This window comes from Methyloversatilis sp., from assembly GCF_965284615.1.
GTDB lineage: Bacteria > Pseudomonadota > Gammaproteobacteria > Burkholderiales > Rhodocyclaceae > Methyloversatilis.
The window spans coordinates 1,119,902-1,132,885 of record NZ_OZ260098.1; the positions used below are offsets into that span (position 1 = coordinate 1,119,902).

At 66.0% G+C, this 12,984-nt stretch carries 12 protein-coding genes and 1 tRNA gene; 7 read left to right on the top strand and 6 right to left on the bottom strand.

Annotation, left to right across the window (positions count from 1 at the left end; all coding sequences use genetic code 11):
• Positions 1–47 precede the first annotated feature (47 nt).
• Positions 48–656, bottom strand: coding sequence for a glutathione S-transferase (locus ACQ66H_RS05450; RefSeq protein WP_430433134.1), 609 nt, complete (start codon positions 654–656; stop codon positions 48–50).
• Between the two features lie 150 nt (positions 657–806).
• Here ACQ66H_RS05450 and purB point away from each other — a divergent pair, with 150 nt between their 5' ends.
• Both purB and ACQ66H_RS05460 read left to right on the top strand, forming a co-directional pair.
• Entirely contained in the window at positions 807–2,174 is a 1,368-nt protein-coding gene (gene purB, locus ACQ66H_RS05455) for an adenylosuccinate lyase (RefSeq protein ID WP_430433135.1), read from the top strand.
• Positions 2,175–2,194: 20 nt separating this feature from the next.
• Positions 2,195–2,515 carry a DUF2322 family protein gene (locus ACQ66H_RS05460; protein WP_430433136.1) on the top strand — a complete coding sequence of 107 codons (321 nt, stop codon included), beginning with the start codon at positions 2,195–2,197 and terminating at the stop codon, positions 2,513–2,515.
• A 66-nt stretch (positions 2,516–2,581) separates the two neighbouring features.
• Here the strand turns inward: ACQ66H_RS05460 and secF are convergent, their stop codons facing one another.
• The 5 genes from secF to queA all read right to left on the bottom strand — a co-directional run bounded on the left by secF (position 2,582) and on the right by queA (position 8,083).
• Positions 2,582–3,520 carry a protein translocase subunit SecF gene (gene secF, locus ACQ66H_RS05465; RefSeq protein WP_304003768.1) on the bottom strand — a complete coding sequence of 313 codons (939 nt, stop codon included), beginning with the start codon at positions 3,518–3,520 and terminating at the stop codon, positions 2,582–2,584.
• A gap of 27 nt (positions 3,521–3,547) precedes the next feature.
• The gene (gene secD, locus ACQ66H_RS05470) at positions 3,548–5,398 is read right to left on the bottom strand and encodes a protein translocase subunit SecD (protein ID WP_430433137.1); all 1,851 of its coding nucleotides are present in this window, start codon (positions 5,396–5,398) and stop codon (positions 3,548–3,550) included.
• 63 nt (positions 5,399–5,461) lie between these two features.
• The gene (gene yajC / locus ACQ66H_RS05475; RefSeq protein WP_019919264.1) at positions 5,462–5,788 is read right to left on the bottom strand and encodes a preprotein translocase subunit YajC; all 327 of its coding nucleotides are present in this window, start codon (positions 5,786–5,788) and stop codon (positions 5,462–5,464) included.
• Between the two features lie 104 nt (positions 5,789–5,892).
• Positions 5,893–7,002, bottom strand: coding sequence for a tRNA guanosine(34) transglycosylase Tgt (tgt, locus tag ACQ66H_RS05480; RefSeq protein WP_430433138.1), 1,110 nt, complete (start codon positions 7,000–7,002; stop codon positions 5,893–5,895).
• Positions 6,992–8,083, bottom strand: a complete 1,092-nt coding sequence (queA, locus tag ACQ66H_RS05485) for a tRNA preQ1(34) S-adenosylmethionine ribosyltransferase-isomerase QueA (protein WP_430433139.1) — start codon at positions 8,081–8,083, stop codon at positions 6,992–6,994. The genes tgt and queA overlap by 11 nt, the downstream gene beginning before the upstream one ends.
• A gap of 61 nt (positions 8,084–8,144) precedes the next feature.
• Between queA and ACQ66H_RS05490 the strand changes: the two genes are divergently transcribed.
• The 5 genes from ACQ66H_RS05490 to ACQ66H_RS05510 all read left to right on the top strand — a co-directional run bounded on the left by ACQ66H_RS05490 (position 8,145) and on the right by ACQ66H_RS05510 (position 12,980).
• A tRNA-Leu gene (locus ACQ66H_RS05490) sits at positions 8,145–8,229 on the top strand.
• Positions 8,230–8,278: 49 nt separating this feature from the next.
• Positions 8,279–9,220, top strand: a complete 942-nt coding sequence (locus tag ACQ66H_RS05495) for a bifunctional riboflavin kinase/FAD synthetase (protein ID WP_430433140.1) — start codon at positions 8,279–8,281, stop codon at positions 9,218–9,220.
• Positions 9,221–9,235: 15 nt separating this feature from the next.
• Positions 9,236–12,049: an isoleucine--tRNA ligase gene (gene ileS / locus ACQ66H_RS05500; RefSeq protein ID WP_430433141.1), complete on the top strand. Its 2,814-nt coding sequence runs from the start codon at positions 9,236–9,238 to the stop codon at positions 12,047–12,049.
• Between the two features lie 5 nt (positions 12,050–12,054).
• A complete protein-coding gene (gene lspA, locus ACQ66H_RS05505; protein ID WP_430433142.1) occupies positions 12,055–12,549 on the top strand; it encodes a signal peptidase II in 495 nt (164 codons plus the stop codon).
• On the top strand, positions 12,546–12,980 hold the full coding sequence (locus tag ACQ66H_RS05510) for an FKBP-type peptidyl-prolyl cis-trans isomerase (RefSeq protein ID WP_430433143.1): 435 nt from the start codon (positions 12,546–12,548) through the stop codon (positions 12,978–12,980). Before lspA ends, ACQ66H_RS05510 begins: the two co-directional genes overlap by 4 nt.
• Positions 12,981–12,984: the final 4 nt, after the last annotated feature.

Here is a 12,984-nt window from a genome sequence, read left to right on the forward strand (position 1 = left end):
ACGCCGCCTTCGAGGTCCGGCCGCGCGGCGCGCCGGACCGTCGTTGCTTACTCGTGCGGCACCGTATCGGCCAGCGAGGGGCGCTGCATCAGTTTTTCCTGCAGGCGGGCGAGATTGGGATGGGCGGCACGCCAGTCCAGCTCAGGCATGCGGAAATCGAGGTAGCCGAGCGCACAACCGACCGCGATGTCGGCCAGCGTAATGCCGTTTCCGTGGCACCAGGCCCCGTCGCCGAGGTCTTCCGCCAGTGCGACCAGCGCGCGGTCGATCTTGACGCGGTGGCGGGCGATCCAGCCTGCGCTGCGTTCGTCGTCCGGGCGGCGGCGCTCGAGCACGATGGTCACCGCGGCGTCGGTCATGCCGTCGGCCAGTGCCTCCCAGCGCTTGACCAGCGCGCGTTCGCGCGCGGTTGACGGCAGCAGCTTGTTGTTCGGCGCCACACCGTCGAGGTATTCGACGATCACGCGCGAATCGAACAGGCGGGTGTCGTCATCGAGCAGCAGCACAGGAATCTTGCCCAGCGGGTTCAGATCGGGCACGCCGCTGTTGTCCACCCAGGGCGAGTCGATCACGAATTCGCAATCGATCTTCTTTTCGGCGAGCACGACACGCGTCTTGCGCACGTAGGGGCTGGTGAGGGAACCGACGAGTTTCATGGACAGCACCGTTTGACGACGCCGGAATTATAGCGTCCCGCTTACGGTGGCCACGCCGGAGCCACCGTAAGCACATGATAAAATTCGTGCTGCGTTGCACGACGCGTGTGCGCCGTGCAATCCCTTTCCCTTCTTTCCGCAGGTTTCCTCATGAGTGCCCACACCCTTTCCGCGCTGTCGCCGCTGGACGGCCGCTACGCTGCCAAGCTCGACCCGCTGCGCGGCCATTTCAGCGAGTACGGCCTGATCCGCAACCGCGTCCGCGTCGAAATCGCCTGGCTGTGCGCGCTGGCCGCCAGTCCGCAGATCGCCGAGGTGAAGGCATTCTCGCAGGCCACGCTGGACGAGCTCGCTGCGGTCATCCGCGATTTCAGCGTCGATGACGCCGCCGCGATCAAGACCATCGAGGCGCGCACCAATCACGACGTGAAGGCGATGGAGTACTGGCTGAAGGAACGTCTGGCGAAGAACGCGGAAGTGACCGGCGTGTCCGAATTCATCCACTTCGCCTGTACCTCAGAAGACATCAACAACGTGTCGCACGCGCTGATGCTGAACGAAGCGCGCACCGAGGTGCTGCTGCCTGCGCTCGACGCCGTGATCGAACGCCTGCGCGGCATGGCGCACGAACTGGCCGACGTTCCGATGCTGTCGCGCACGCACGGTCAGCCGGCCAGCCCGACCACGCTGGGCAAGGAGATGGCCAATATCGCCGCACGCCTGATGCGCGCCCGCGCGCGCATCGCCGCCGTCAGCCTGACTGCCAAGTTCAATGGCGCCGTCGGCAACTACAACGCCCACTTGTCCGCCTACCCGGATGTCAACTGGTCGCAGTTCAACCGCGAATTCATCGAATCCTTCGGTCTCGAATTCAACCCCTACACGATCCAGATCGAGCCGCACGACGCGATGGCCGAGCTGTTCGACGCGATGGGCCGCGCCAACACCATCCTGCTCGACGCGGCGCGCGACTTCTGGATGTACATCTCGCTCGGCTACTTCAAGCAGAAGTTGAAGGAGGGCGAGATCGGCAGTTCAACCATGCCGCACAAGGTGAACCCGATCGACTTCGAGAACGCCGAGGGCAATCTGGGCCTCGCCAACGCGGTGCTGCGCCACCTGTCGGAAAAGCTGCCGGTGTCGCGCATGCAGCGCGACCTGACCGACTCGACCGTGCTGCGCAATATGGGCGTGGCCTTTGGCTACAGCGTGCTGGCGCTGGATTCTCTGTCGCGTGGTTTGGGCAAGCTGCTGGCCGAACCGGCGGCGCTGGCAGCCGACCTCGATGCCTGCTGGGAAGTGCTGGCCGAGCCGGTGCAGACCGTCATGCGCCGCTACGGCATCCCCAATCCGTACGAACAGCTGAAGGAACTGACGCGCGGCCGCGGCATCACGCGCGAAGGCCTGCAGGCCTTCATCGCCAAGCTCGACCTGCCGCAGGCCGAGCGCGACCGTCTGCTGGCGATGACGCCGGCGAGCTATATCGGCGATGCGGCCCGTCTGGCCCGTGCCATCTGATTGATTGCGGAGAAACGAAGATGAGTTTTGCTGAAACCCTGAAGACGCTGCCCGGCGTGTCGCACCTGTCGGCGCTGCAGCTTCTGGACGCGGCCGGCGACGTGGTCGCCACCATCGAGAACAAGCCCGGCCAGGCCGGCTCGCTGGCGGTCTACAACCACCTCGCCCAGCTTCACGGTGCGATCACGCCCGATGCGGCGAAGCAGGCGCTGGACATCTACGCCGAGCACACCGTTGATGCGCGGGCCAATCCGGGCAAGCACCCGAACATCGACCGCCTGATCGCGCTGATCGACAGCGGCCAGACCTTGCGCGTGAAGCAGGTGTTCGCCCAGCCCTGATCGCAGCCGATAGACAAAAAGAAACCCGGCCGCGGCCGGGTTTCTTTTTGGGCGCAGGGTCGGTTCTCAGACCACAGCTTCCTGCTTCTGCTTGACCGGTTTCGCCAGTTGCTCGCGCTTGACGCCCAGCCACATGACCAGCGGGCAGGCGACCAGCACCGACGAGTAGATGCCGAAGCAGATGCCGATGGTCAGCGCGACCGCGAAGTAGTGCAGCGCCTCGCCACCGAACAGCAGCATCGACAGCACCATCATCTGCGTCGAACCGTGGGTGATGATGGTGCGCGAAATCGTGCTGGTGATCGCGTGGTCCAGCACTTCGGGCACGCTCATCGTACGCTTGCGTGCGTTGCGGAACACTTCGCGCACGCGGTCGAACACCACCACCGATTCGTTCACCGAATAGCCCAGCACGGCCAGCACCGCCGCCAGCACCGGTAGCGAGAATTCCCACTGGAAGGCGGCGAAGAAGCCGAGGATGATGACCACGTCGTGCAGATTGGCGATGATGGCCGACACTGCGAAGCGCCACTCGAAGCGCATGGCCAGGTAGATCACGATGCCGATGATCACCAGCATTAGCGCCAGCGAGCCGTCGGCGGCCAGTTCCTTGCCGACCTGAGGACCGACGTACTCGACGCGGCGCAGTTCGGGCTTCGCGCCCTCGCCGGCCGACAGCGTGGCCATCACCTGCTGGCTCACCTTGGCCGAGTCGCTGTCCTTGACCAGCGGCAGGCGGATCAGCACGTCGCGTGCGGTGCCGAAGTTCTGTACCTGCGGGTCGCTGAAGCCGCTGTCGGTCAGCGACTTGCGCACCGCATTCAGATCGGCTGCCTCGCTGTAGGCGACTTCCATCAGCGTGCCGCCGGTGAACTCAACCGACAGATGCAGGCCGCGCGTGGCGAGGAAGAACACCGCGAGCAGGAAGGTCACCAGCGAAATGACGTTGAACACCAGCGCGTGGCGCATGAAGGGGATGTCGCGCCGGATACGGAAGAATTCCATGGCTGTTCAGCTTTCCTTGTGTGCGGTTCAGGCGCCTGCGCCCGGTTTCCAGACGGTGCCGATCGACAGCTTTTCGAGCTTGCGGGCACGGCCATAGACCATGTTTACCAGTGCGCGCGACACCACCACGGCACTGAACATCGAGGTCAGGATGCCGAGGCAATGCACGACGGCGAAGCCGCGCACCGGCCCGGAGCCGAAGATGAGCAGCGCCAGGCCCGCGATCATGGTCGTCACGTTGGAGTCGAGGATGGTCGCCCAGGCGCGTTCGTAGCCGGCGGTGATCGCCGCCTGCGGACTGACCCCGATGCGCAGTTCCTCGCGGATACGCTCGTTGATCAGCACGTTGGCGTCGATGGCCATACCCAGCGTCAGCGCGATGGCGGCGATGCCGGGCAGCGTCAGCGTGGCCTGCAGCAGCGAAAGCAGCGCGATCAGGAACAGCAGGTTGGCGGCCAGCGCCGCGGACGAGATGAAACCGAACACCATGTAGTAGACGATCATGAACGCGGCGATGGCAATGAAGCCCCACAGCGTCGAGTGGAAGCCCTTGTCGATGTTCTCGGCGCCAAGCGAGGGGCCGATCACGCGCTCCTCGATGATGTCCATCGGTGCGGCCAGCGCGCCGGAGCGGATCAGGATGGCCAGCGTATTCGTTTCCTGCGGGCTGAACTGGCCGGTGATCTGGAAGCGGTCACCGAACTCGCCCTGGATGGTCGCCACCGAAATGGCCTCGCCGCGGCCCTTTTCGAACAGCAGGATGGCCATCATCTTCTTCAGGTTCTCGCGCGTGACTGTGCGCATGATGCGGCCGCCGGTCGAATCGAGCTTCACTGCGACGGCCGGGCGGTTGGCGTCGTCGAAGGACGACTGCGCGGTTTCGAAGCGCTCACCGGTCAGGATGACCTGCTTCTTCACCGGTACCTGGGTCACGATGCCATTGCGTGCGCGCTCGGGATAGACCTCCAGCCCATCCATGTTCCCGCTGAGCATCGCTTCCTGGTCGACCAGGCGCACCTCCAGCGTTGCGGTGCGGCCGATCAGGTCCTTGGCCTTGGCCACGTCCTGCACGCCCGGCAGCTGGACGACGATGCGGTCCGCGCCCTGCTGCTGGATGATGGGTTCGGCCACGCCCAGTTCGTTCACCCGCTTCTGCAGCGTCAGGATGTTCTGCTTGATCGCCGACTCGCGGATGTCCTTCTCGGCGATTTCCTTCATGCGGCCGGTCAGCACGAAGTCGGCGCCGGATTCGCTCGTCGTCCAGGCCATGTCGGGCAGCACGCTCTCGACCGTGCCGCGGGCGGCGTCGCGGCCAGCAGCGTCGCGGAAACGCAGCGCGAGCGTGTCGCCTTCGCGGTTGATGCCGCCGTGACGGATGTTCTTTTCGCGCAGCTGGGTGCGCAGGTCCGAGGCCATCGAATCGACGCGCTTGGTCAGTGCGCCCTTCATGTTGACCTGCAGCAGGAAGTGCACGCCGCCGCGCAGATCGAGGCCGAGGTACATCGGCAGCGCGCCGAATGAGCGCAGCCAGGTCGGCGATTTCGACAGCAGGTTCAGCGCCACGACGTAGCGTGCGTCGTTGGCGTCGGGGTTCAGTGCCTTTTCGAGCACGTCACGCGTCTTCAGCTGGGTGTCGGTATCGGCCAGGCGCACGCGCACGCCGCTGTTGTCCAGCGTCAGGCCGGTGTGGGCGATGGACGCCTGCTTGAGCGTGTTTTCGACCTGCGACATCAGTTCAGCGTCGATGGTGACGCCGGTGCGCGCCGTCAACACCTGCACGGCCGGGGCTTCGCCGTAGAAGTTGGGCAGCGTGTAGATCAGCCCGAGCAGCAGCGCCACGATCACCAGCGCGTTTTTCCAGAGCGGGTAGCGGTTCATTGCGAGGCGGGAATCAGGAGGGGAAATGCCGGTGACGCTCGCCACCGGCCGGGCCGGAATGGCTTACAGCGCCTTCAGCGTGCCCTTGGGCAGCACGGTCGATACAGCCTGGCGCTGCACCGCGACTTCGACATTCGGTGCCAGCTCGACGGTGATGAAGTTGTCGCTCACCTTGACGATGCGGCCGGCGACGCCACCCTGGGTGACGACCTCGTCGCCCTTGGCCAGCGCTTCGACCATGGACTTGTGTTCCTTGGCGCGCTTCATCTGCGGGCGGATCATCAGGAACCACAGCACGACGAACATCAGGACGATGGGCAGCAGGCCCATGATGCCGCCGGTGGGATCAGCGGCGCCGGCGGCTTGCGCGTAGGCGGGGGAAATGAGCACGGTGGTCTCCGGTTGGACTTATTGGAAAGCTCGCGAGTATATCAGTCGAGTCCTACATGCCCGGGCGGGCAGGATTTGCTCACATATCGGCCCTTGCGAGTGGGTCAGACACCGCGCATGCGTTCGGCCAGGAAGGAAGCCGACCACTGAGCGTATCGTCCGCCCTCGATCGCTTCGCGCGCCTCGCGCGTGAACTGCTGGTAGAAGTGCAGGTTGTGCAGCGTATTGAGTCTCGCGCCCAGCATTTCGTTGCAGCGGTGCAGGTGGTGCAGGTAGGCGCGCGTGTAGTGCGTGCAGGTGTGGCACTCGCAGGAGGCGTCGAGCGGCGCGGTGTCGTCCTTGTAGCGCGCGTTCTTCAGCTTGATGTCGCCGTAGCGGGTGAACAGCCAGCCGTTGCGCGCGTTGCGGGTCGGCATGACGCAGTCGAACATGTCGATGCCGTAGCCGATCGCATGCACGATGTCCTCGGGCGTGCCGACCCCCATCAGATAGTGCGGCGCGTCCTGCGGCAGCCGCGGCGCCGTGTGCGCGAGGATGCGCTGCATGTCCTCCTTCGGTTCGCCGACCGACAGGCCGCCGATGGCGTAGCCGTCGAAGCCGATGTCCTTCAGCCCGGCGAGCGACTCGTCGCGCAGGTCTTCATGCATGCCGCCCTGCACGATGGCGAACAGCGCATTCGTGTTGCCCAGCTTGTCGTGTTCGTCGCGCGAGCGCTGTGCCCAGCGCAGGCTGAGCCGCATCGACTCGGCCGCGGTCGCGTGATCGGCCGGGTAGGGCGTGCACTCGTCGAAAATCATCACCACGTCGGAATTCAGGTCGTGCTGGATGCGCATTGACTCTTCCGGCGTCAGCATGAGCTTGTCGCCGTTGATCGGGCTGGCAAAGCGCACGCCTTCTTCGGTGATCTTGCGCAGCGCGCCGAGCGAGAACACCTGGAAACCGCCGGAGTCGGTCAGGATGGGCCGGTCCCAGCCCATGAAGCGATGCAGGCCGCCGTGCTTGCGGATGATGTCGGTGCCCGGTCGCAGCCACAGGTGGAAGGTGTTGCCGAGCACGATGCGCGCGCCCATGTCCTGCAGTTCGGCCGGGTCCATGCCCTTGACCGTGCCGTAGGTGCCGACCGGCATGAAAACGGGCGTTTCCACGGTGCCGTGCGCCAGCGTGACGCGGCCGCGGCGGGCGAGGCCGTCAGAGGCGAGCAGTTCAAACTTCATCGGAATCCCTCATGCGCGCCGGAATGAACATGGCGTCGCCGTAGCTGAAAAAGCGGTAGCGCTGCGTCACCGCGTGCGCGTAGGCGGCGAAGATGCGGCGCCGGCCGGCCAGCGCCGACACCAGCATCAGCAGCGTCGATTTCGGCAGGTGGAAATTGGTAAGCAGCCCGTCGATCACGCGGAAGTCGTAGCCGGGTGTGATGAACAGTCGGGTGTCGCCGCTGCAGGCGGTCAGCGGGCCGTCGCCACAGGCGGCCGCCGCCGATTCGAGGCAGCGCAGGCTGGTGGTGCCGACGGCGATGACGCGGCCGCCGGCCGCCCGGGTGTCAGCGATGGCCTGCGCGGTGTCGGCCGACAGCCGGAAGCGTTCGCTGTGCATCCGGTGCTCGGCCAGGTTTTCGACACGCACCGGCTGGAAGGTGCCGGCGCCCACATGCAGCGTCACCCGCGCGATGCGCACGCCGCGCGCGGCGACCGCAGCCAGCAGCGCTTCGTCGAAATGCAGGCCGGCGGTGGGTGCTGCGACCGAGCCGGTTTCGCGCGCAAACACGGTCTGGTAGCGTTCCTCGTCGGCTTCCGCCGCCGCGCGGTCGATGTAGGGCGGCAGCGGCAGGCGGCCGTGGCGCTCCAGCAGGTCGAGCAGGGGTGCGTCGGCCGGACAGCGCAGCACGAAGAACTCGCCATCGCGCCCCAGCACCTCCAGATCGAAGGCGTTCTCCATGCGCAACCGGCTGCCGGGTCTGGGCGTCTTGCTGGCGCGTACCTGCGCCAGCGCCTCGCGCTCGCCGGTCAGCCGCTCGATCAACACCTCGACCTGACCACCGCTGTCCTTCTGGCCGTACAGGCGGGCGTGCATCACACGCGTGTCGTTGAACACCAGCAGATCGCCGGGGTCGAGCCATTGCGGCAGGTCGCGGATGCAGGCGTCGGTCGGCGCGTCGCGGCCGACGACCAGCAGGCGGCTGGCGCTGCGTTCGGGCAGTGGCGCCTGCGCGATCAGTTCGTCGGGCAGGTCGTAATCGAAGTCGGAAAGCGTGAGCACGGCGTCGGACAGGGCGGAGAAGCGCGAAAAACCGCGCATTGTACCGCCCGGCGACTTGCCGGACGGCGTCGGTCGCCCGCATAATCCGGCCCTCTTCCCTGCCGGGATGGCGGAATCGGTAGACGCAGCGGATTCAAAATCCGCCGCCGCAAGGTGTGTGGGTTCGAGTCCCACTCCCGGCACCACGACGTGCACAGGTATACTTGCGCGTTTTTCACGCGCATCCCTCTTTTCGTGCAGGTCTTCCGCGCAATCCCGTCCGTCGCAGACACCCCGGTCGCGCTGACCATCGGCAATTTCGATGGCGTGCACCTCGGTCACCAGACATTGCTCGCGCAACTGTCGGAGAAGGCGCGCGCGCTCGGCGTACCGGCCGCGGTGATGACCTTTGAACCGCACCCGCGCGAGTTCTTCATGCACGAGCGGCGGCCGACGCGGCTGACCAGCCTGCGCGAGAAGCTCGAGCTGTTCCGCCGGGCAGGCGTTGATCGCGTCTATGTGTGTCGCTTCAACGCGCGCTTCGCCGCGCTCGGCGCGCAGGCCTTCATCGACGAGCTGCTGGTGCGCGGACTGGCGGTGCGCCACCTCATCATCGGCGACGATTTCCGCTTCGGTCGCGGCCGCGAAGGCGATTTCGAACGCCTGCGCGCGGCCGGCGAACAGCATGGCTTCTCGGTGGCGAGCATGGACACGGTCGAGATCGGTGGCGAGCGCGCCTCCAGTTCCGCCGTGCGCGAAGCGCTGGAGCAGGGCGATCTGGCGCGCGCGGAACGCCTGCTCGGCCGCCCCTACGCGATCAGCGGTCGCGTCGAGCACGGGCAGAAGATCGGTCGCCAGCTCGGTTTCCCGACCGCCAACATCCAGCTCAAGCACCGCTCGCTGCCGCTGTCCGGCATCTATGCGGCGACGGTCACCGGCGGCGGGCTGGTGAATGCGCCGGGCGCAGCCAGCGTAGGCGTGCGCCCGACGATTGCCGACGGGCTGCGCCCGACCTGCGAGGTTTATGTGCTGGACCGCGAGGTCAACCTCTACGACCAGCACGTGTCCGTGCGCTTCTGTCACAGGCTGCGCGATGAAGCGCGCTACGAAGGCCTGGATGCGCTGCGCGCAGCGATCGCGCAGGACGTGGCGAACACCCGCGCGTGGTTCGCCCAGAACCCGATTTCCGAAGACTGAACCTGGCTGATCAAGATGGCTGATTACCGTACGACGCTGAACCTGCCCGACACCGCCTTCCCGATGCGCGGCGACCTGCCCAAGCGCGAACCCGGCTGGGTTCAGCAGTGGCAGCAGACGCAGCTCTACAAGCGCATCCGCGAAAAGGCCGCCGGCCGTCCGAAGTTCGTGCTGCACGACGGCCCGCCGTATGCGAACGGCGATATCCACCTCGGGCACGCGGTGAACAAGATCCTGAAGGACATCATCGTTCGCTCGAAGACGCTGGCCGGCTTCGACGCGCCCTACGTGCCGGGCTGGGACTGCCACGGCCTGCCGATCGAGCACCAGATCGAGAAAAAGCACGGAAAGAACCTGCCCGCCTCCGAAGTGCGCAAGCTTTGCCGCGCCTTTGCCGGCGAGCAGGTGGAGATCCAGAAGAAGGGTTTCATCCGCCTCGGTGTGCTGGCCGACTGGGACCGGCCCTACCGCACGATGGACTTCGGCAACGAGGCAGGAGAGATCCGCGCGCTGGCCGAAATGGTGAAGAAGGGCTGGGTGTATCGCGGCCTGAAGCCGGTGAACTGGTGTTTCGACTGCGGATCGGCGCTGGCCGAAGCCGAGGTCGAGTACCAGGACAAGGGCAGCCCGGCGGTTGACGTCGGCTTCCCGATCAGTGAGCGCGAGCGCGGCCGTCTGGCCGCTGCCTTCGGTCTGGCGGAACTGCCGGCGGGCAGCGTGCATGCAGTGATCTGGACCACCACGCCGTGGACCATTCCGGCCAACCAGGCGCTGAACATGCACCCGGAGCACGTGTATGCGCTGGTGCAGACCGACGCCGGCTGTCTGGTGCTGGCCGAGGCACTGGTCGAACAGAGTCTGAAGCGCTTCGGCCGCGAGGGTCGCGTGCTGGCCACCGCGACCGGCGACAAGCTGGAGCGCATCGCCTTCCATCACCCGCTTTACGAGCGCGAGTCGCCGGTCTTCCTGGCCGACTACGTCGGCCTCGACGCCGGCACCGGCATCGTGCATTGCGCGCCGGCCTACGGCGTGGATGACTTCAACTCCTGCATGAAGAACGGCCTGACCGTGGCCGACGTGCTGAACCCGGTACAGAGCAACGGCGTGTATGCCGAGTCGCTGCCCTTCTTCGGCGGCCTGCACATCTGGAAGGCGAACCCGGTCATCGTGGACAAGCTGGCCGAAGTCGGCGCGCTGTTCTCGCACGAGAAGATCCAGCACAGCTACATGCACTGCTGGCGCCACAAGACGCCGCTGATCTACCGCGCCACCGCGCAGTGGTTCGTCGGCATGGACCTGAAGCCCGAGGGTGGTCCCAGCCTGCGTGAGTCGGCGCTGAAGGCGATCGAGGACACCGCTTTCTACCCGGACTGGGGCAAGGCGCGGCTGGCCGCGATGATTGCCAACCGGCCGGACTGGTGCATATCGCGCCAGCGCAACTGGGGTGTGCCGATCCCGTTCTTCATCCATCGCGAAAGCGGCGAACTGCATCCGCGCACGGTCGAACTGATGGAAGCGGTGGCCACGCGGGTGGACGCCGAGGGCATCGACGCCTGGTTCAATCTGGATGCCACAGAACTGCTGGGCGCCGACGCGGCGCAGTACGAGAAGATCAGCGACACGCTGGACGTGTGGTTCGATTCCGGCGCCACTCACTGGCATGTGTTGCGCGGTTCGCACGCCGATCTGGCGCGCACCGACGGCGGCCCGGTCGCCGACCTCTATCTCGAAGGTTCGGACCAGCACCGCGGCTGGTTCCACTCGTCGCTGTTCACCGGCTGCGCGATCGACGGCCAGGCGCCGTACAAGGCGCTGCTGACGCACGGCTTCACGGTCGATGCGCAGGGGCGAAAGATGTCGAAATCGCTCGGCAATGGCATCGAGCCGCAGGAAGTCGGCAACAAGCTGGGCATCGAAATCCTGCGCCTGTGGCTGGCCTCGACCGATTATTCGGGTGAGCTGTCGATCTCGAAGGAAATTCTCGACCGCGTGGTCGAAACCTATCGCCGGCTGCGCAACACCGTGCGCTTCCTGCTCGCCAACATCGCCGATTTCGACGCGCAGGCCGACATGCTGCCAGCCGACCAGTGGCTGACCATCGACCGCTATGCGTTGGCGCTGACGCGCGACCTGCAGGCGCGCGTGACCGCCGATTACGAGCAGTACGAATTCCACCGCGTGGTGCAGGCGCTGCAGCACTTCGCGTCGGAAGATCTTGGTGCCTTCTACCTCGACGTGCTGAAGGACCGGCTCTACACCACCGCAGCCGGCTCGCACGCCCGCCGCTCCGCGCAGTCGGCGCTGTGGCACATCACTCAGACCCTGGTGCGGTTGATGGCGCCGGTGCTGGCCTTCACTGCCGAGGAAATCTGGACCGTGCTCGGCGACAAGTCGGCCGACAGCGTCATGCTGACCACCTGGCACGAGCTGCCGGAACAGGCGGACGAGGCGGCCCTGATGGCGCGCTGGACGCGTATCCGTGCGCTGCGTGCGGAATCGGCCCGCGTGCTGGAGACGCTGCGTTCGGAAGGCGGCATCGGTTCGTCGCTGCAGGCCGAGGTCGAGGTGCGCGCCGCTGGCGAACTGCACGACGACCTCGCGTCGTTGGGTGACGATCTGCGCTTCGTGCTGATCACCTCGGCCGCGACGTTGAAGAAGGCGGCGAGCGAGGCGGAGCAGGGCGTTACGGCGACGCCGAGCGCCCATGCCAAGTGCGCCCGCTGCTGGCATTACCGCGCGGACGTCGGCAGCAATCCGGAGCATCCGGAACTGTGCGGCCGTTGCGATGCCAATCTGCACGGTGCGGGCGAAGCCCGCGAACACGCCTGAAGCCGATGAACGCACGCCTTGCCGCCTGGCTCGCCCTGTCCGCCTTCGTGGTCGGGGTGGACCAGCTCACCAAATACCTGATCACGCAGTGGCTGAGCTATGGCCAGAGCTGGTCAGTGACCTGGTTCTTCGACCTCGTGCTGGTTTACAACCCTGGCGCGGCCTTCAGCTTCCTGGCCGACCACGACGGCTGGCAGCGCTGGTTCTTCATTGTGCTGACGTCCACGGTGTCGATCTGGCTGATCATGCTGATGCGCAAGCACGTCGCGGAAGTGGTGTTGCCGCTCGGCCTGGCGCTGATACTGGGCGGCGCGATCGGCAACCTGATCGACCGCGTCGTGCTCGGCGCCGTGGTCAACTTCCTGTATTTTCATGCCGGGAGCCGAGGCTTCCCGGCCTTCAACGTGGCTGACTCGGCCATCACAGTGGGCGTGGTGCTGATGCTGGCGGACCAGTTCGGTCTGTCGGACCGCTTCGCCCGCGCGGAGAAACAAGCATGAACGACACCGTCAAACCTGACAGCCTGGTTACGCTGCACTTCCGCGTCGCCCTGCCGGAAGGTGGTCAGGCGCTGATCAGCACCTTCGAATCGACGCCGGCCACGCTGCAGCTGGGCGGTGGCGAGCTGGCGCCGGCGCTCGAGGCGCGCCTTGCCGGGCTGGAAGTGGGCAGTCACCATGTGTTCGAACTGGAGCCGGGCGAGGTGTTCGGCGAGCACAAGGCGGATCTGGTCGAGCGCTTTGCGCGTCGCGACATCCCGGCCGATATCGAACTGGACGTGCATTCGGTGATCGAATTCACCGATAACGACGGCAACAAGTTTCCCGGGCTGGTGCGCGAACTGGACGAGCAGTCCGCGCTGATCGACTTCAACCACCCGTTGGCGGGCCGCGCCGTGCGTTTCGAGGTGGAGGTGATCGGTGTCTCCTGAGGGC